General features: G+C 53.3%; 13 protein-coding genes and 1 tRNA gene. 8 read left to right on the top strand and 6 right to left on the bottom strand.

Annotated elements, in window-relative coordinates:
- Positions 1–22 precede the first annotated feature (22 nt).
- The 4 genes from VNL73_10055 to VNL73_10040 all read left to right on the top strand — a co-directional run bounded on the left by VNL73_10055 (position 23) and on the right by VNL73_10040 (position 6,162).
- Positions 23–2,953, top strand: a complete 2,931-nt coding sequence (locus tag VNL73_10055) for a hypothetical protein (GenBank protein ID HXF49749.1) — start codon at positions 23–25, stop codon at positions 2,951–2,953.
- Positions 2,954–3,419: 466 nt separating this feature from the next.
- A complete protein-coding gene (locus VNL73_10050) occupies positions 3,420–4,049 on the top strand; it encodes a hypothetical protein (GenBank protein ID HXF49748.1) in 630 nt (209 codons plus the stop codon).
- A gap of 2 nt (positions 4,050–4,051) precedes the next feature.
- Positions 4,052–5,791, top strand: a complete 1,740-nt coding sequence (locus VNL73_10045) for a DUF4384 domain-containing protein (GenBank protein HXF49747.1) — start codon at positions 4,052–4,054, stop codon at positions 5,789–5,791.
- 35 nt (positions 5,792–5,826) lie between these two features.
- Positions 5,827–6,162 (top strand): hypothetical protein, encoded by a 336-nt coding sequence (locus VNL73_10040; protein ID HXF49746.1) that lies wholly within the window; start codon positions 5,827–5,829, stop codon positions 6,160–6,162.
- 93 nt (positions 6,163–6,255) lie between these two features.
- Here VNL73_10040 and VNL73_10035 read toward each other — a convergent pair whose 3' ends face one another.
- Positions 6,256–8,064: a S41 family peptidase gene (locus VNL73_10035; GenBank protein ID HXF49745.1), complete on the bottom strand. Its 1,809-nt coding sequence runs from the start codon at positions 8,062–8,064 to the stop codon at positions 6,256–6,258.
- 198 nt (positions 8,065–8,262) lie between these two features.
- On the opposite strand from VNL73_10035, the gene VNL73_10030 reads away from it, so the two are divergent.
- Positions 8,263–8,338: transfer RNA gene (locus VNL73_10030), tRNA-Ala, on the top strand.
- A gap of 64 nt (positions 8,339–8,402) precedes the next feature.
- On the opposite strand, the gene recN is transcribed toward VNL73_10030, so the two are convergent.
- From recN to VNL73_10010, 4 genes are all read right to left on the bottom strand, one after another.
- A complete protein-coding gene (gene recN, locus VNL73_10025) occupies positions 8,403–10,142 on the bottom strand; it encodes a DNA repair protein RecN (GenBank protein HXF49744.1) in 1,740 nt (579 codons plus the stop codon).
- Position 10,143: 1 nt separating this feature from the next.
- Positions 10,144–10,497, bottom strand: coding sequence for a DUF2085 domain-containing protein (locus tag VNL73_10020; protein ID HXF49743.1), 354 nt, complete (start codon positions 10,495–10,497; stop codon positions 10,144–10,146).
- Between the two features lie 71 nt (positions 10,498–10,568).
- Entirely contained in the window at positions 10,569–11,180 is a 612-nt protein-coding gene (locus VNL73_10015; GenBank protein ID HXF49742.1) for a DUF4013 domain-containing protein, read from the bottom strand.
- Positions 11,173–11,745: a CDP-alcohol phosphatidyltransferase family protein gene (locus VNL73_10010; GenBank protein ID HXF49741.1), complete on the bottom strand. Its 573-nt coding sequence runs from the start codon at positions 11,743–11,745 to the stop codon at positions 11,173–11,175. Before VNL73_10010 ends, VNL73_10015 begins: the two co-directional genes overlap by 8 nt.
- Before the next feature lie 97 nt (positions 11,746–11,842).
- Between VNL73_10010 and purF the strand changes: the two genes are divergently transcribed.
- Complete coding sequence (gene purF, locus VNL73_10005) at positions 11,843–13,264, top strand: amidophosphoribosyltransferase (protein ID HXF49740.1); 1,422 nt, start codon at positions 11,843–11,845, stop codon at positions 13,262–13,264.
- 89 nt (positions 13,265–13,353) lie between these two features.
- Positions 13,354–15,534, top strand: coding sequence for a prolyl oligopeptidase family serine peptidase (locus VNL73_10000; protein ID HXF49739.1), 2,181 nt, complete (start codon positions 13,354–13,356; stop codon positions 15,532–15,534).
- On the opposite strand, the gene VNL73_09995 is transcribed toward VNL73_10000, so the two are convergent.
- Positions 15,521–16,795 carry a GAF domain-containing SpoIIE family protein phosphatase gene (locus VNL73_09995; protein ID HXF49738.1) on the bottom strand — a complete coding sequence of 425 codons (1,275 nt, stop codon included), beginning with the start codon at positions 16,793–16,795 and terminating at the stop codon, positions 15,521–15,523. The two genes, VNL73_10000 and VNL73_09995, sit on opposite strands and share 14 nt — an antisense overlap.
- Positions 16,796–16,985: 190 nt before the next feature.
- On the opposite strand from VNL73_09995, the gene VNL73_09990 reads away from it, so the two are divergent.
- Entirely contained in the window at positions 16,986–19,817 is a 2,832-nt protein-coding gene (locus VNL73_09990) for an HYR domain-containing protein (protein HXF49737.1), read from the top strand.
- The last annotated feature ends 7 nt before the right edge of the window (positions 19,818–19,824 follow it).

Raw genomic sequence — 19,824 nt, 5'->3', positions numbered from 1 at the left:
TATAGGACTAAAGGAGGGAATTATGTCTCAACGGCTCAAGTTGACTGATGCGGTTAACAAAATAATCGTTAAGAACGGCTGGAATCTATCTCTCTTATTGACAGTTCTCTTATTGCCTTGTTTAAACATTTCACTTGCAGCAAAGAACCAAGAAAAAATAACCGATCCATTATTTCCATCGGAGGAATTGAATCACGGCTTGGATCTTATTTGGTCAGCTCCAAAATCATCCAAAGCAATTACTCCTCGTTTATCGTCCCTCCATAGTATTAAGGACACCTCAACTAAACTAGAAGCAAAAACGGTTCGTTTACAAAATCTTGCGGTTTTGGTTTATCCAAACTTTCGCATTCACCAAAATCAAACAATACCTCAAAGTGAAATGAGTGTAGCAACCCATCCAATTAATCGTGACCTTGTCTTGGTGGGGGCAAATACTTGGCTTTATTCCTCGAATATAGGGAGTCAAGGATGGTATTATACTCCCGATGGTGACACTTGGACAGGAAGCGATACACTGCCTTCACACACACCTTTGACCGACTGCATGGGCGACCCTACCGTGGCAATTGACCTTGATGGAATCTTTCACTTCAGCGCGCTTCGGTATCCTTGTACCCCAGGCGGTAGAGTCGTTTTAGCACAATCCACGAATAACGGAACTTCTTGGAGTCAAAACGCAATCTCGCCGATTGGAATTGTCCCGGACAAACCCTATCTCACTGTAGATTTAAACTCTTCTAGCGCTTACAAAAATTATTTGTATTTAGCATATTCAAACTACACAAATGTGCCGTACGATAGTAATCCAATTGTATTCCAACGTTCAACGGACAGAGGAACGACTTTTTCAAGCCCGGTGCAAATTAGTGATACCGTTGGCACTACTGCGGCCCAGGGCGTAAATTTAGCAGCTGGTCCTAACGGAGAACTGTACGCCACGTGGTCTGGATACAATGCCGGTTTTTTTCCATCCACTTCTCTCTTGGGATTTAACAAGTCGACAGATGGAGGAGCCTCTTGGCAAACCGCACAAGGCATCCGTTATATAGGAGACTTGAACGGTCAGATCTGGTTAATCAAGGGGCCAAATCGTATCCGTGTCAGAAGTTGGCCCTCCATGGCAGTCGACCGAAGCACTGGACCTCGCAGAGGTTGGATATATATTGTATATGCATCTCCTAATCCAACAACTCCCGATATTTTCCTGATTCGTTCCACCGACGGAGGGTCTTCGTGGAGTAACCCCCAAAAGGTGAATCAAGACAATAGCGGTAAAGACCAATGGTTTCCTTGGATAGCCGTTGACCCAACAACAGGTAACATTTACGTAGTTTACTTTGATAGCCGCAATTTCACTCCAAATGATTCTGCACAAGTTTATATAAGTTCATCGCAGGATGGTGGAGTAACTTTTGAGGATGTTTTAGTTAGTGACGCAGCCTTTCTACCAGCACCGCTCGCTGGTTTCGAATATCCCGGTACTGGATATTCGGGCGATTATATCGGCATTTCTGCTCTGTGTGGTGTGGTGTGGCCTTGCTGGAATGATAATCGAACAGGAATTCATCAAGCTTATGTTTCGAGAATGGTATACAGTACCCCAACTCCTCCTTTGAGCTCAAGCCTTTTGCTCCAGAGAAATGGATCCATAGGAGACCAGTTGGGCTATGTTGTCGATGGAGCAGGAGACATAAATAATGATGGAAAAGCTGATTTCATTGCCGGGGCACCCCGGATCCCAAACGGTATTGGATCAGTTTATGTATTCTCTGGAGCAGACGGTTCCATAATTCACCAAGTAAACGGAGTTGCTGAAGAATGGTTTGGTATAAATTTGGCAGGTGTTGGAGAAATAAATGGTGACCGGAAACCTGATTTCATTGTCGGCTCTCCCCTGGCTGATCCCGGTGGTGTAATAAACTCAGGGTCCGTCTATGTTTATTCAGGGGCTGATGGTGGACTGATTTACCAGCTAAATGGCACAGATAGCGAACGGTTTGGCAGTTCTGTGGATGGAGTTGGTGATGTAAATGGCGATGGCAAAGGAGATTTTATCGTAGGGGCCCCTAGGACAAGAGTGGGTGGTCTTTCGACCGCAGGCTCAGTTTTTGTATATTCAGGAATCAATGGCACCGTATTATATCGGAGAGATGGGACCTTTGCTTTCCAGCAATTAGGGACAGCTGTTGGCGGAGTTGGAGATGCCAACTTCGATGGAAAGGCGGATTTTATAATTGGCGACCCATTGGCCAGCCCAAATGGACTCTCCCATGCTGGTTCGGCTTATGTTTATTCTGGAGCCAATGGCAGTTTGCTTTATCAGAAAGACGGGACAATCTATGAAGGACATTTTGGCAACTCTGTAGCCGGGGTCGGGGACATTAATGGTGATGGGAGAAACGATTTTGCCATTTCGAACGATTCTGGTTTATCACTTATATATTCGGGAGCCGATGGTAATCCCCTTTATACCCTAACCGGGGTTACCCGTGCCATTGGTGCAGGTGACGTCAATGCTGATGGTAATGACGACTTTTTTGTAAGGGTCGCTGATACAGCTTATGTATATTCTGGTTTTAATGGGGCTTTTCTATTTCGCGTAAACGGGGTTAAAAGTGGGGCCGGTATGGGAGATGTGAATGTGGATTGCAGGGCTGACATCGTATTTGGCAATCCCGACTTCGTGCCCAGTGGTAAAAACAAAACAGGTGCGGCTTTTATCTATGGACTTGGCCCGACTCCCCCTCCCCCTCCACCCCCACCCTGTGGTGCTGTTGCTAAGTTGGATATAGACCACGATAACGTTTTGGATGTCCCAGATATAGTTTTATTTCTCAAATGTGTTTTCCTCGGCGAGGGACAAAATTGTAACGATGAATGGACTCTCTCAGATCTCTTCATTTTGCTGAATTCTGTTTTTTCAAGCGCTTCTATCCCGGTTCCATGTTAAGTTAAAAGCTAACATCACCTAACGAGGGCGATAAATTGTCGCCCTTTCTTTTTTATCAAAAGTCACTGGCTCTGAAAAAACGTACACGCCCGCACAAGAACAGTTCGCCAAGTTGCACAAAAATCAGGCAAATCTTGGCGCACAAGTGAAGTGATGCTTTAATATAATCTCACAATTCATTGTATATCAATATGCTTAATATCTGGCAGTCCTATTGCTAAATAGATGATGGAAAGGAGTGGGTATGAAAGCGATGAAAAGGATAAGACTGACGGCTTTATTGCTGGCTTTAACTGGTTGCACCGAAAAAGTTGTTATATACGACACAGAACCGCCAGCTGCTCCACGCGGTTTACAATCTATAACCGGTGATGGATGGGTAGTTTTGGAATGGTATCCCAATACTGAACGGGACTTGGCGGGTTACAGGATCTGGAAAAGACCTGACCAAGTTGACGGTCAATATGTGAAGATTGCCAACCTTTCCGAGACTAATTACACCGACCAGAACTTAGATTATGGCCGGACCTATTTCTATTTCGTTACTGCCTTTGATCATTCCGGAAACGAAAGTCCCCGTTCCGAACTTGCCTACGATACCCCACGGCCGGAGGGTTCGAGCTTGGTGCAAGATTTCAACTTGCATCCAAGCACGGCAGGGTTCGCTTTCACCAATTCCGCTCCGTACGGGAGCGTGGTGGCGTGGAATAGCGGCTCTGCTGACATCTATTTCGAATATAGCTCGGCAGATGCGGCCTGGTTCATAAACGTCTCCCCTATCAACGTCAACACAGACCTTCAAGATATGGGATATACCGACAGTTTCGACGACGTTTCTTACTCCCCAACTTCCGGCTGGTCGGCGGTGGGATGGGTGGAAGCGATTGTGGGGCACACCTATGTGGTCTGGACGGCGGATGACCATTACGCCAAAATTCGAATCACCTCGATTGACAACCCCAACTCCACGGTCTATTTCGACTGGGGGTACCAGATCGATGGTTCTGGATTGGGCCAACTCGAACTGAAGCCGGCCGTAATCAAGAAGCCCCAGCATGACCCCACGACCTACTTGCGGAGACAAATTACGAGGTAGGTATGACACTCGAACTGATGACCGACCGGATTCACCGGGCGCTTGCGGAGCGGGGAGGATACTACCTCTCCCTCCTCGGTTTGAAAGAAGAAAAACCGGCGCAAAAAAGAAAGCCGAAAGCGTATCATAGAAAGGAGAAGTTTATGAAAAAGCTATTCTTGATATTCCTGATAGGACTGGGAATGACGGCCAAGGTTTGGGCGGATGATGACGACGACTACGCCCCTAACCGCATCGTTCCGGGGCCGCGCGAACCGCTCGAAATCGAGCTCTGGGCGGACCGGGAAAACGAAGACACCTATTACGAAGGGGAAAAAATCACCCTCTACTTCCGCACGAACCGGGATGCCTACGTGGCGCTCTATAACATCGATTCCCGCGGTCACGTTTTCCTGCTTCATCCGGAGCGTCCGGGCGAGGCGCGGTTTGTCCGCGGCGGGGTGACCTATGAACTGCCGGATCGGCGGGATGATTATGATTTGTGGGTAACCGGCCCGCAAGGAGTGGAGTTCGTGCAGGCCGTGGCCTCCACGCGGCCGTTCGAGCTGCCGGACAACTGGCCCTCCTATTACCGCGGCACGCGCGCCCCGAGCCGGAACTACTCCTCCCCCGTGCAGGTGGATGACGAGGACATCGAGGAGTTCATCTACGACCTGAACAGCCGGCTCATACCCATCAAGCGCTATCCGGACGACTGCGCCGAAGACTTGTTCACCTTTTACGTCAAACCGCGGCCGCACACGGTGTATGCCCCGGTGGTGTATGACTACGGCTGGTGCGACTTTGATTATCCCTACGGCTCGGAAATCTGGATTGACGGGGTTTACTGCGGCGTGGCGCCGATCTACGGATGGCGGCTCTACCCCGGCACGCACATTGTGCGGGTGTACCAGCCCGGCTGCCCTCCGTACGTGCGGCACATCTACGTCTATCCCAAACGCCGGTTTTCGGTCAACTTCTCGGTAAGCTTCCACTTCGGCTACCGGAACTACCGCTATTACCGGTACTACTACCCCTACACCTACTTCTGCCTCATTTCGCCGGACTACCGGTACAAGTACCGCCATCATCACTATGGCGACAGCCGTTACCGGGACGTCATTCGCAAGGACGTTCGTTTCAAGACCTGGGTTTCGAGGGATGACGACCGGGACTGGGGAAAATCAAAACTCTTGGGCACGGTGGTACGGGAAAAATCCCATCGCGACGACGGCAAGGCGGTGGTTGACCGCCGCGAAACCAAAAAACGCTCCACCATCCGCGAGGTGATTGAAAGAAACCGGGACGGCGGGCGCGAGAAAATCCGTTCCCGGGGCTCCGACCGGGAAAAAGTGAGCTCCCGCGAAGGGAAGAAATCCAAGTCGGTCTACGAGGCCTGGGATGAAGCCCGTAAAGAGCAGGTGGAGCGCTCCGAAGGAAGCCGGAAGGATCGCGATGACGGAGAAGCAAGGGAAAAAGTCCGTTACCGGAACTGGGAGGAAGGGAAGAAAGACCGCTCCTCCGGCAACCGGGATGACGGGGAACGCTTTGAAGGAGGCAAGAAGGAGCGCTCCTCCGGAAGCTATGAGGAAAGCCGCAAAAAGGAGCGTCCTTCCAGACAGTCGGACGAGCCCCGGCAGGTGGAAAGAAGCAAAAGGGAATCCAGCCGTTCATCCGAACCGGCCAAAGTGGAGCGCTCCAAGCGCGACGGCGGCAACGAAGGCCGCTCCCGCGGCTCCTCCAAAAAAGGGCGTGACGATTGACCTTAAAGGGTCAAAAAGGTAATTTGGTGAAACCGATGTTCAAGAAACTGACCATAATGGCGCTGGCGGCGGGGCTCGTTTTCGAGCCCTTGCCCGCCCGGGCCGCCATCTTACTCTATTCGACCTTTGCCCAACAAGTCGAAGAAACCGGCGGCGGATTGGAAATCGCTGCACTTGACAAGGAAAAGCCAGCCAAACGGGAAAAAGGGGGAAAAGAGGAGAAAACAACCGACCGGGAAAAGGAAGCCGAGGGAAAGAAAAAATACGACGACTTCAGAGACAAAAACGGCAACGGCATCGACGACCGGTTTGAGAAGAAGGAACCTTCCAGAAAGAAGAAAAAACCGGGTGAAGCGGAAGTAAACTTCTAACTACGCTCAAAAACTAAAAGCCCCCCCTTAATACCGGGGGGCTTTTTATTTTTCCTTCACAGCGGCAGGCCAGGGCCGGCCCTTCCTGAAAAACTACCCCTTTTTCTGGCTTGGTTTAAGCAACTTTTCGTATTCGACCTTGTTGTTCAAGATTTCCGACGCCTTCTTGACGAACGGGTCATCCTTAAAAACCGCCTGCTCGTAGTACCCCTTTTGGCTGTAGAGCTTCAGCAAAATCTCCCGCTTCAAAGCCCGGCGGATGTAATCCTTGCTGGCATCAAAATCCTTCTCCTTTTCGGCCACCATTGCAGCTTTCATCTGCTCAAAGTAGGGGGCCAGGGCCTCCTTCCGCCCTTCCCGCTCGGCCTGGGCTTTCAAGGAATCCATTTCGACTTCAAAGCCGGTCTTGTAGGTAAAGTCCTTGCTTTTGACGAACTGGCGGAACTCCTCAATCATTTGATCCGTGACCGGGAAATCGGCCGGCAGGTTCGGATGCTTGCTGGTGTATTGCACGGCAAAATCAAAGAACATCATCTGCCGTTCCAGGTTGAATTCAAGCGGTCTCCAGGTTTCACGGGACATGGCAACGTCCGGCACGATGCCGCCGGAACCGATAACGGTGCGTCCGTTTTGGGTCTTGAAAGTCGGGTGCTCCACCGGGGCCGGGGCGTCCGTGCCGTTCAGCGAAGCAATCGGCTTGGGGTGCTTCTTTGACTTCTCCGGCTTCTGGATGGAACGGCCGGAGGGGGTAAAGTAGCGGGCCGTTGTCAGCTTCAAAAAGTAGTCGTTGGTCCCCTGCACCGGAAAAACCTGTTGAACCAGCCCCTTGCCGTAAGTCGTATCGCCGATGACCACCCCCCGATCCCAATCCTGCAGGGCGCCGGCCACGATTTCGGAAGCGGAGGCGGTCTGATCGTCCACCAAAACCACGAGCGGGCCGTCCTTGAACACCGGTTCGTCGCGCGAAATGTAGGTGCGCTTTTCATCCACGTCCTGCCCGAGGGTATAGACAATCAGACGGTCTTTTTCCAAAAAGAGATTGGCGATTTCCACCGATTGCTCCAAAAGACCGCCCCCGTTGGAGCGCAGGTCAAAGATTACCCCCTTGGCCCCCTTCTGCTTCAAGTCCTCCAACGCCTGCTTGATCTCCCGTGGACTGTCTTCCCCAAAGCGGGAAAGCCGGATATAGCCGATACCGCCGTCCATAATCCCGGCATAGGGGACGGTTTTTATTTCAATCACCGCCCGCTGGACGTCAAAGTCCAAATACCCCGGAACTCCTTCCCGCTGGATTTTCAGGTGAACGGTGGTGCCGGCGGGGCCCCGCATCAAGCGGGAGGCATCTTCCGTGGCCATGTTGACGGTTGATTTGCCGTCGATTTCAATGATTTTGTCCCCCGCGCGAAAACCCATCCGGTAGGCCGGCGTTCCCTCGATGGGGGTGATGATGGTAATAACGTTGTCCCGGGAGTCGATTTGCATCCCCAGCCCTTCGTAACGCCCCTGGGTGGTTTCCATCAAATCTTCGTACGGCTTTCGCTCCATCAAAACGGAGAAGGGGTCCAAATCGTCCAGCATCCCGCGGATGCCGGAAAGGATAAGATTGCGGGATTCGACATCGTCCATGTAGCGGTTTTTAATCTGGATGGCGACATCGTTGAAGATTTTTACCGAACTGTAAATCGTCTCCGGGGAAAGGCGGATGGTTCCACGGTCGCCGGTTTCAATCCGCAGGGTGTCTGACTGGGCAATTTCGGGAGAGGAATTTGGGGCAGTCGCCTCGCTCTGGCCGACCACCCAGATGATTCCGAGGGATAGAAAAACTACGAAGACCAGAAGCAACTTGTAGAACTTATTCTCCTGCATTTTATCCTCTTTCACGCCCAACCGGGTTATATACACTATGGCAAATGGCGTCCGCCATGCTCTCCAACCCTCCCGTTTTTAATCTAATACCCGCTTTTCAAAAGTCAAACTCTTTCATATTTGAATACCCTTGGGGGCGCGGTTTTGTTCCCTCGGGGCGGGGAGGTGCATGCGTGAATGGCTTGAAACTTGAATTGACAAAATTTGATTAGGCGCTGATATTGGCTTACGACCGGGGCGGTAGTTCAGTTGGGAGAACGCCTGAATGGCATTCAGGAGGTCAGGGGTTCGACTCCCCTCCGCTCCACCAGAGACAGTGATTGGTGATTAGAGATTAGTGATTCGTCCCAACCACCTCTCCACCAAGACAAAAACTATCTTCCTTTTGAAGGTTTAGCCGCCAAAGGCGGCTTTTTTAGACCCCTCTGGCCAACGAGCATTTCTTCGGCCTGTTTTAAAGCGGCCTCCCCGGCCTTGGAACCCGCCAGCATCCGGGCAATTTCCGCCTTGCGTGCCGACTCGGACAGCTTGGCGACTTTGACCAGGTTCCGCGAGCCGTTCTTCTCTTTGGAGACCAGAAAATGATGGTTCGCTAACGCCGCGATTTGCTGTAAGTGGGTGATGCAAAACACCTGATAATCTCCGGCGGCCTGTAATAGCTTCTCTCCCACCCTATAGGCCGTGTCCCCTCCCAGACCTTGGTCGATTTCGTCGAAAACCAAGGTGGCCGGTTGATCCTTCCCGGCGGCCAAAAGTTTTAAAGCCAGCATCAAGCGGGAAAGCTCCCCGCCGGAGGCGGTTTTGGCCAGCGGTTTGGGTTCCTCGCCTGGATTGGCGGAAAAGAAGAATTCCACCTGGTCAAAGCCGCTCTCATCATACCCGACTTTCGACCCGTTCCAGTCAATTCCTTCTTTTGATTCCTTTACACTGAAACGGACGTCAAAACGGGTATCCTTGAGAGACAAATCCCGAAGCTGGGCGGAAAGCTCCTGGACGAATTTTGGAACGGCCTTCTGGCGTTGTTCGGAAAGTTTTTTGGCCTCTTCCAGGTATTCCCTTTCCGCCTCGTGCAACTCCGTCAGGTAGTTTTGTTCAAAGGATTTTTGAGAGGTATAAGCAGCCAGCCGAGCTTCGGCGACAGCTTGAAATTCGTGAACGGCGGCCACCGTATCGCCGTACTTCTTTTTCAGTTTTTGATACAGGTCGAGCCGGTCCAAAACCTCCATCAACCGCTCCGGGGAAGCGTCCAGATTGGAACGGTAACGGTCAGCATCCCGAATTATCTCCCCCAATTCGGCGGATACGGACTCAAGGCGGCTGGCCCAATCGGCAAAATTCGCATCCAGCGTCTCCCCCCGTTTGAGCTCTTTCAAAGCGGCGGCCATTTGCATCCGGGCAGCCACTTCCCCCTCATCCAAAATGGAAAGCGCACTTTCAAGCGATAGCCGGAGTTTCTCGACATTTTCAAGAATTTTTCTTTCGACAGCAAGTTTGGCTTCTTCCCCATCGGACAAACCGGCTGCCCGGATTTCCTGAATCTGAAAAGCTAAAAGTTCCGCCTCTTCGGGCTTCAATTTGCGCTGATTGACAAACTCGTACCAAACCTTTTGCTTCTGTCTCAACCGGGCATACGCTTCGGCAAGCGTCGAGAGGGATTGTTCCGGTAAAACAACCCGGTCAAAGAGGTAACGGTGGTTGGCGGCGACAAGAAGCGATTGGTGTTCGTGCTGGCCGTGAAAGTCAACCAGAAAGCCCCCTAAACGGCGCAGAAGACCGGCCGTAATTCCGCGGCCGTTGGCAAAAGCGCGGGAGCCGCCATCTGCATTCAGTTCGCGGCGCAAAACCAGCTCGGCTTCCGGCTCGACACCCCCTTCATCAAGCAGAAGTCGTATATCGGCTGGCAACCCGGAAAAGAATCCTTCAACCACGGCGCGGGATTCCGCGGTGCGAACCAGCTCGGCGGAACCCTTTTCTCCCAATAATAAACCAAGCGCCCCGACCAAAAGCGATTTCCCTGCCCCCGTCTCGCCGGTGATAACGGTCAGACCGGGTTCAAAGTCCAGCTCCAAGGCCTCGACGAGGCCAAAGTTGGAAATGGCAAGGCGGGAAAGCACGTTACTTCAGGATGGACTTAACAAGTGATGCAAGCCCAGCACCCACGGAAAGGCCCAAGATCAACCGCAGGTAATTGCCGTCGGCGATTGGGAAAAAGAAACTCAAAACCGCCAGGACAAAAGAAAGTGCCAGTCCAACAACGATAAACTTCAGAGAAAAACGAAGGGAGAACGCCGGGACCAAAAACCCCGCCAATCCAAATCCAAGATAGAGACCCAAGCAGCGGGAACAGAGCGGCAAGGACCCTAAAGACCGCTCCGGACCCTGATGACAAACCGGTGAGAAAAGTGAATGCCCAAAAGATGGCGCAAGCTCGGAAAATGCCAAAGCCGTCAGCGGAATGGCGAGAAACAAACAGAATAAAAGATTTCTTTTGTGGCGGTCTACAAACGCTCCAAACCGGTGTGCCCGGATGTAAAGAGTGCTCATACGGAGGGAGGAGATGTCGGAGCGGAAGGCGGTGGCGTTTGGGGCGCCACCCGGGCAAGTGAACCGGAAAGATAAAACATCGCCACTTCCGCCCAAAAGGCGGAAAAGCAGATGCCGATAAAAAAAGCCAAAATGCCGAAGGAAGCCACCACTGTGGCCAAGAGACCTACGAACCAGACGACCACCAAATTGGCCAGGTTGGCTTGAATGAAGGCCAGCATTTCATTGAATCGAAAGGCGGAGGCAAAATCACCGGTCTGCGCAAAGCGAAAAGCCAGAACGGGAAAAATAAAATAGAGCAAAAGTAGATAGGGCAAAGTCAGGCAGCCGGAAATGACGGAAAAGAAAACCACCGGCAAGGAATAAACCAATAGGATGATAAAAAAGATAAGCCCCTGGCCGAAAAATATCCCCCACTCCTGCCATTCCGGAAGCTCAAAGGTTTCTTCCTTCAAGGCCCGGCGGGTGACTTCCAGCAGATAGCCCAAAAGAAAAGGGATTCCGATTATCAATACGGCGGCGATGTGCAAAAGCGCCCCCAAAAGCCACTTTTCCAGCCAGCGTTTGTCGGCGAAAAGCAGGGAAAACGCCTTTCCAACGTCAAGCATTAGAACCTCCCGTTCGAAGTGCGGCCGTCCGTCCAAGCTGGCGCAGAAAACGCCGGCCGTAAACGGCCGAAGAAAATAAAATCATTCCGAGCGCCGCGGGCGTCAAAATCCGCGCGGCGGAATGAAAATCGAATACATAGGCAAGCAAAGTGAGGGACACCGTCAAGGCTGCCAGCCTGCCGATGAGATTGGAGGTTGGGACGAAAGTCAATTTGTTCTTCCAAATTAACGCCAGAAGAATGATAAATACATCCCTTCCCAGAATCAGAACGGCCAGCCACAACGGAAAATTTTTCTCGAGCATTGCAAAAATGGTCAGGCCGGCTACGATGATTTTGTCCGAAAGCGGGTCCAGAATCTTGCCGAATTCGGTTACTTGATTCAGCCGGCGGGCCAAAAAACCATCCAAAACGTCTGAAACAAGGCCGAAAAGCCCCAAAACGTAGGCCCAGAGACGGGCGGCGGCAGACTCGGCGGTTAATAGCAGCAAAAAAACCGGTAAAAGCCCCAAGCGGGCAAATGAAAGTAAATTGGGCAGGTTTACAATCGGTCCGTTTTTGGACACAGGCCAAGTATAGTCGGTAAGCGCTGGACTGTCAACCGGATTGACAAAAGGGGTGAAAAGCGTTTAATATGAATTATAGATGGAGGCGAAATAGCCGATGCCTGCCGAGCTTTTACCGGAAAAATGCGGGGTTTTTGGCATTTACGGCGCTAAAAACGCCGCGGAATTGACTTATCTGGGGCTTTATTCCCTCCAGCACCGCGGACAGGAATCGTCCGGAATCGTCTCCAATTTCAATGGGAAACTGCATATCCGCAAAGGGATGGGACAGGTCAACGACGTTTTCACCAAGGAGTCGCTTGCGGAATTGCCCGGGCATATCGCCATCGGCCACAACCGCTACTCCACCACCGGGGCCAATTCCGTCACCAACATCCAGCCGTTTTTGTTCCATTACAAGGGAAAAAGCATCGCCGTCGGCCACAACGGCAACTTGACGAACACGCTATCGCTTCGCAAAAAACTGGAGGATGCGGGCGCCATCTTCCAATCCACCACCGATACGGAGTTGATTTTGCATTTGGTGGCGCACTCCAAGAAGAACGATCCGATCGAAAAAATCATCGATGCACTGAAGCAGTGCGAAGGGGCGTATTCACTTACGTTCATAACGAACGAAGCCATCGTGGCGGCCCGCGACCCAAAGGGGTTTAGGCCCATGGCCTTGGGAAGAATTGACCGCGCCTGGGTCGTGGCCTCCGAAACCTGCGCTTTCGACATCATCGGCGCGGAGTATTTGCGGGAAGTGAACCCGGGGGAGGTCTTGGTCATCGATGAAAAAGGGCCAAAGTCGTATTTCCCGTTTGAAAAGCAGGAGCACGCTTTTTGCATCTTCGAATTCATCTACTTCGCCCGCCCCGATTCGATGATTTACGGGGAAAATGTGGACAAGGTGCGCCGCCGGCTGGGACGGCAGCTGGCCATCGAAAAACCGGTGGAGGCGGACATCGTCATTGCCGTTCCGGACAGCTCCAACACCGCCGCGCTCGGTTTTTCGGAACAGTCCGGCATCAAGCTGGAAATCGGCTTCATACGCAATCACTATGTGGGGCGCACCTTCATCCACCCGGAGCAGGCCATCCGGGACTTGGACGTGCGCATAAAGTTCAACCCTGTGAAGGGGGTTTTGAAGGACCGGCGGGTGGTGATCGTGGATGATTCCATCGTGCGCGGCACCACCTCCAAAAAACTGGTGTCGATGGTGCGGGATGTCGGGGCCAAGGAAGTCCACTTCCGTGTTTCGGCGCCGCCGATTGTTTCCCCCTGTTTTTACGGCATCGACATGCCGACCAAGGAGGAACTGATCGGATCCAGCCGCACGGTGGAGGAGATTCGCAAGTATCTGGGCGTGGACTCGCTCGGCTATCTTTCCATTGAGGGGATGCTTTCGATGCCCTCCTTGCCCAGGGAAAATTTCTGCGTAGCCTGCTTTGCGGGCAAATATCCGACCAAAATTGAATTTCACGGCAAGGATGCCTTGGAGAAAAAAGACCGCCGCCCGGCGGAAATCTGGCCGTGAAAAAATTGATTCATTCAATCATTTAATCATTGAGTAACTTAAAAACACGACAAAGGAGCAAACAAATGCAGCAGGAACCCACGCTATCTATGCGAAAGAGTCAACCCTACCTACTCAAAAGCCGTGTTATCCTTCTTTTAGTTTTCGGCTTCTTGGGAATAACCCAGGTGGGCTGGGGACAGAAATTCTCCTATCCCCCTGCTCGGATGGATGCCTCGGTGGTGGAGGACTACCACGGCACGAAGGTGGCCGACCCGTATCGCTGGCTGGAAAATCCGGATTCACCGGAGGTTTTGGACTGGGTGGAGGCGCAAAACCGATTGACCGCCGCTTTCGTCAACATTCCCGCGCGGGAAAAGGTCAAAACCCGGCTGACCAAACTCTGGAATTATCCCAAATACGGCCTTCCCAAGAAAAAGGAGGGGCGGTATTTCTTCACCAAAAACGAGGGGCTGCAAAACCAGTCCGTGCTGTATATGCAAAAGGGGTTGGATGCGACGCCTTCGGTGGTCATCGACCCGAACCAACTAAGCACGGACGGCACGATTGCCCTTTCGGCAACGGAATACACCAAGGACGGAACGCTCTTGGCCTATGCTTTATCAACCAAGGGGAGCGATGAACAGGAATTCCGGATTCGCAATCTGGACACCGGCAAGGATTACGACGAGGTCTTAAAGTTTTGCAAGTTTACGGACGTCGCTTGGAAACACAACAAGGAGGGCTTCTTTTACAACCGCTACCCCGATCCTTCCACCGTGGCCCCGGAAGACCGGAACCGCTACAACAAACTCTACTGGCACAAATTGGGAACGCCACAGTCGGAAGACCCGCTCGTCTATGAGCGGCCGGACAACGGGGACATGGGCTTTTCTCCAAAAATCACTGAGGACGGCCGCTATCTGGTCATTCATGTCTGGCACGGCACGGATCCGAAAAACCGGATTTACTACAAGGATCTGGAAACCGACGGGCCAATTGTGCGGCTATTGGATGAGGCCGACGCCCTGTACAGTTTCGTATACAATGCCGGTTCCACCTTCTATTTTCACACCGATTTGAATGCTCCTCGCGGACGCATTATCGCCGTTGATTTGAAAAACCCTGCCCGGGAAAACTGGAGGGAGATTTTGCCCCAGCAGGAGGATGTAATTTCTTCGGTGAGCGCCGTCAACAACCAATTCGTCGTCGTGTTCCGGCATCATGCTCATAATCAATTGAAAACTTATAACCTGAACGGCTCCTTCCTGCGGGATATCGAACTGCCCACCATCGGCTCCGTAGCCGGGATTTCCGGGGGGCCCAACGACTCCGAAATGTTCTACAACTTCACCTCCTTTTTGTACCCGACCACCATTTTCCGCTACGATTTCCAGACGAATCAGAGCGCCGTTTTCCGTAAGCCCGAAGTCGATTTTGATCCCGCCGGCTATGAAACCAAGCAGGTGTTTTACCCCTCGAAAGATGGCACCAAAATACCGATGTTCCTCACGCACAAAAAAGGGTTGGAGTCAGACGGAGACAACCCGGTCTGGCTCTACGGTTACGGCGGATTTAACTCCAGCATGACTCCCTTCTTCTCTCTTACCCGCTTGGTTTGGCTCGAGGCGGGGGGGATCTACGCTACGGCCTGCCTGCGGGGTGGGGATGAATACGGCGAGGAATGGCACCAAGCCGGAATGCTGGAGAAAAAACAGAATGTGTTTGACGACTTCATCGCCGCAGGAGAATGGTTAATTGCCAATAAATACACCAGTTCTTCCAAGCTGGTCATCAACGGCGGCTCCAACGGCGGGCTTTTGGTGGCCGCCTGCATGGTCCAGCGCCCGGAGCTTTTCGGCGCGGTGGTCTGCCAGGTGCCGGTGATTGACATGCTCCGCTACCACAAGTTCACGGTCGGCCATTACTGGGCGCCGGAATACGGCAACGCGGAGGAAAACCCGGAGCATTTCAAGTTTCTGCACGCCTATTCCCCGCTGCACAACATCAAGAAAGGAACGGCTTACCCGCCCGCAATAATCACCAGCGCCGACACGGACGACCGGGTGGTGCCGGCCCATTCAAAAAAGTTCGCCGCCGCCATTCAAACCGCGGATGCGGGGAAAAACCCGATTCTTTTGCGGGTGGAGACGAAGGCGGGACACGGCGCCGGGAAACCGACCACCAAGGTTATCGAGGAGCAATCGGACATTTACGCGTTCGTGTTCAAGGTTTTGGGGATGGAAGAAAGTATTCAGGCCTTGAAAAAGCCAAAATCTACAGAGCCTTAATCACCAAAAGCGTCAAATCGTCCGCCGCCGGGGCGCTGCCGGCGAAACGGCGCACGGATTCGGTGACCTGCGCCAAAATCTCCGGAGCTGTTTTTGACAAAACCGGTTTGACCGTTCCAAGTAACCGCCCTTCACCGAACATCTCTCCTGTTTCATTGTTCGCCTCCGTAACGCCATCGGAAAATATCACCAAGACCTCCCCCCCAGAAAGCATTACCGTTTCCTCGTCATAGGGCAACCCGTCAAACGCCCCCAAAAGCGGCCCGCCGACGGTCAGCTCCCGGTGACTTCCATCCGGCTTGAAAAGATAGGGGGGATTGTGGCCGGCGTTGCAGTATGAAAGCGTCATTTTAACCGGGTCCAATGCGGCCAGAAAGAGGGTGACGAACTGTCCGGGAGAAACGGAAAGCTTGAGCATCCGGTTGGCAACCACCACGCACTGGGCGCAGGAATTGGTCACGCCGGCCTGGGCGCGGATGGTTCCCTGCAGATTTGACATCAGCATCGCCGCCGGAAGCCCTTTGCCGGCCACGTCGGCCACCACAAACCCCCAGCGCCCTTCCGGCAAAGTCAGGTAATCGTAATAATCCCCTCCCACTTCCTTGGCCGGGAGCATATAGCCGGCCACGTTAAAGCCGGCTATCTGGGGAACGGTTTTGGGGAGGAGATTTTGTTGGATGGTCTTGGCGGCCCGCAACTCCTCTTCCATGGCCGCGGCCCGCTTTTCCTCCTCGTACAGCCGGGCCGCTTCAATGGTCTGGGCCGATTGCATCCCCACAATGGACAAAAGCCGCTGGTCCTCCGGCGTGAAATCCCCCTCCTTCCGGTTAAAAAGAGCCATAAAGCCGATGAGCCGGTTTTTGACCTTGAGCGGTACGGCAAGAACCGAGCGGACGGGAACGCCGTTCCACTCGGTTCCCTGAAACCGTTCGTCGGTCAAGGCGTCATTGACCAGAAGTGGCGTTTGGTTTTTCACCATCCAGCCGGTGAGCGTGATACCCAGCCGGAAGGGGACCGTTAGGGTGGATTTGTCGAATACCCGTACCAAGGTGTGGGTGTTACCGGTTTTTTCCTGGCTGTCAATAAGAGAGATGTACCCCTGTTCTGCCCGGATACGGGAAAGGCATTTGCTCACGATAAGCTTGTTAATTTCCTCCATCGGCATCGTGGAGGAAACCGCCGTGGCAATTTCGTTCAAAAGCGAAAGCTCCTCCACCGCCTGCCGGAGTTTCTGGTTTTCTTCCTGCAAGTATTCCGCCATTGGTGCTAATATGTGTGCCAAGGCCGCCAGGAGCAACCGTTTTGTGCCTAAAATCCCTTCTAACGCCTTGTTAGTCAAAAATTTGCTTGACAATCGATGGGGGGTGGTTAGATTGACTCTCGAGGGAAACAAGAGGATCGCCGACTAAAAAGGAGGTTTTTTCTTGCTTAGTAAATTGGGGGGGTGCCGGTTGCCATCGACGCCGTTTTTCGGTTTAATCTTTTTCAAAGAAAAAAATATCGTACGTACGCTCGTTCGGAAAACTGAGCTTCTGTTTCTGTGCTTGTCGGCGGCGGCGCTTCTTGGTTTCACCGACAAAAAGCAAAACCCCGATTTGACCGGGGGATTTTTAAGCCCCTCGGTGACCACCGACCAATATGACTATCCCCCGGGCGGTACGGTTCGCATAATCGGAAACGGTTTTCTACCCGGGGAGGGCGTGCAACTGGTAGTGGAGCATGTCGATTCATCCGTCACGGGAGGAGATGGACATCATCCCTGGACGGTTGCCGCCTCTGCCAGAGGAGGATTTGTAAGCGATTGGACGGTTCCCTACGACGACAACCTCGGGGAAGTTTTACGAGTGCGCGCGACGGGGCAGACTTCCCGCTCCCAAGCTACCGCACTTTTTGTGGATGCCAACACCCAGCTTTCTTTGATGACAAGCCTGCCGGATACGCTTTGCCCCGGCGAGGCAATCGAGATCTGTGCCAATCTTTCCCAGCGCTGTGGCTCGGGGGATTTGTCGTCCCTGTCGGGCCAAAACCTTATTTTTTACGTCAACGCCGGCGACTGCGGAGCCAATGTGGGCCAGGCCGGGGAGGATACCGTTGAGACGGATGCGCAGGGAAACGCCTGCTTTAACTGGACGGTTCCGGAAACGCCGGGGGTATTTTCGCTGCGCATAAAATTTCAGGGGGAACAAAAGCCGAATCCCTGTCCGGACATTGGCAACAGCGCCTGCAACCCGGCCGATCCTGCGGCCAACAAACGTTGCACCAATTTATCCTCCTCCAACACCTGTTTCACCTTTGTCGTCGATTCAAGCGCCTGCGGATGCCAAGCTCCGGTTTTGACCTGTCCCGCTTTTATCGCCCGGCATAACGACCCTGGACAATGCGGGGCCGTTGTCAATTATAGTATACAAGCATCTGGAGAATGTAGTCCGATAACCGTTGCCTGCGTCCCTCCGACCGGTTCTTTCTTCCTGGTCGGTACAACCAACGTGGTCTGCACGGCAACGGACACCGCCGGGAATGCAAGCAGCTGCTCGTTTCCGGTTACGGTGCAGGATGCGGAGCCGCCACAGGTCTTCTGCAATCAAAATATTTCGGTCACCACCGGGCCCGGTCAAACGGGCGTGCCGGTCGTATATTCCGCCTCCACATTGGATAACTGCGCCAGCTCGGGGGCCGTCTGTTCCCCCCCTTCCGGCTCGCTATTTCCGGTCGGCGTAACAACGGTGACCTGCACGGCTTCCGATGCTTCACAAAACTCCGCTTCCTGTTCATTCACCATCACCGTAAACGCGGTTCTCTTTTTTCAGCGTAATGGCGCTTTTGCCGGAGACCAGCTGGGGTTTTCTGTTGCCGGCGGCGGGGACTTAAACGGTGACGGTTTTACCGACTTTTTGGTTACCATTCCCGGGGCGGATGTTGGAGGGGCGGGAAATTCCGCGGCCCTGCCGGATGCCGGTTCGGTCGGGGTCTTTTCCGGGGCGGACGGGCAGCTACTGTATGAAATCAACGGAATTGAATCGGGGGACCGGCTTGGCGGTTCGGCCGGAATCGGTGGAGACGTTAACAACGATGGTTATGCCGATTTCATCGTCGGTTCGCCCGACGCGGACGTAAGCGGGATGGTCGACGCGGGTGCGGCCTACGTCTATTCCGGTTACGACGGGAGCGTGCTCTACAAAGTCAAAGGAACCGCCACGGCGGACCGGCTGGGAGGCTCTGCCGGTCTTCTGGAGGACATTAACAGCGACAATTACGACGAGTTTATTATTTGCGCCCCGGGCGCCGATGGGGGCGGGGCGGGGGGCTCGACCGTCCTGCAAGATGCCGGCGCAGTTTACGTTTATTCCGGTCTGGACGGCAGCCTGCTTTATCAAATAACCGGCGAAGAGGCCGCCAATCGGCTGGGGGGATCCCTGGGAGTCGGAGGGGATGTGGATGAAGACGGCGTGGAGGATTTTATCGTCGGAACGCCGGAGGCGGATATAAACGGGATGGTCGATGCGGGCGCGGCCTATGTCTATTCCGGTAAGACCGGGCAACTTCTGTATTCGATTTACGGTCCAGCAGCCGGTGATCAGTTCGGGTACGCGGTTGGAATTTCTGGAAACCCGGACGGCGCCGGCGGGGATGATTTCATCGTCGGCGCGCCGGGAACGGATGTTCTCTCTGCGGGGAGCGCCGCCACACTGTTGGATGCCGGCGCCGCCTACATCTATTCCGGGTCGGACGGGACGCTTCTGCATGAATTCAAGGGAACGGAAGAGGCCAACCGCTTGGGCGGATCCGTCGGCTTGATTGAAGACGTGGACATGGGGGGTGAGGACGATTTTTACATTGCTGGCCCGGAGGCTGATCCAAACGGATTAATCGATGCAGGCACGATGACGGTCTATTCGGGTGAAACCGGCCAGCCCCTTTTCCAGGTGGATGGGGAATCCTCCGGAGACCGGCTGGGCGGGTCGGTGAGCATCTTTGAGTCGCTTACCGGCAAAGAAGGAATTACCCGCTTCCTTATCGGCGCTCCGGGAGCCGACTTTGGAACGGAAACCGACGCTGGTTCAGCTTTCGTTTACCAAATCGCCTTTAAAGGAGATATGAACGGTGACGGACGCTTGGCGGCGGCGGATGTGGTGCTTTTGCTTAACTGCATTTATCTGAATAGCGGCTTCTGCCCGGTTGAAATAGCCGATATGAACTGCGACGGTTCCCTGATAAGCCCGACCGATGTCGTGATTCTTCTGAATGCGACCTTTTTGGCAGAACCGATCTTCTGCGTGCAGTAAGGCCCAC

This window comes from Verrucomicrobiia bacterium (assembly GCA_035574275.1).
Lineage (GTDB): Bacteria > Zixibacteria > MSB-5A5 > DSPP01 > DSPP01 > DSPP01.
The sequence above is the reverse complement of the archived record's forward strand: the minus strand, read 5'-3'. Positions and strand labels throughout refer to the sequence as shown.

What these genes read in the sequence shown, in the direction of transcription:
- VNL73_10015 (HXF49742.1), bottom strand. Translation starts at nt 11,180, where the DNA reads ATGCTTGACGTTGGAAAGGCGTTTTCCCTGCTTTTCGCCGACAAACGC.
- purF (HXF49740.1), top strand. Translation starts at nt 11,843, where the DNA reads ATGCCTGCCGAGCTTTTACCGGAAAAATGCGGGGTTTTTGGCATTTAC.
- VNL73_10040 (HXF49746.1), top strand. Translation starts at nt 5,827, where the DNA reads ATGTTCAAGAAACTGACCATAATGGCGCTGGCGGCGGGGCTCGTTTTC.
- VNL73_10000 (HXF49739.1), top strand. Translation starts at nt 13,354, where the DNA reads ATGCGAAAGAGTCAACCCTACCTACTCAAAAGCCGTGTTATCCTTCTT.
- VNL73_10055 (HXF49749.1), top strand. Translation starts at nt 23, where the DNA reads ATGTCTCAACGGCTCAAGTTGACTGATGCGGTTAACAAAATAATCGTT.
- VNL73_10045 (HXF49747.1), top strand. Translation starts at nt 4,052, where the DNA reads ATGACACTCGAACTGATGACCGACCGGATTCACCGGGCGCTTGCGGAG.
- VNL73_09995 (HXF49738.1), bottom strand. Translation starts at nt 16,795, where the DNA reads ATGGCGGAATACTTGCAGGAAGAAAACCAGAAACTCCGGCAGGCGGTG.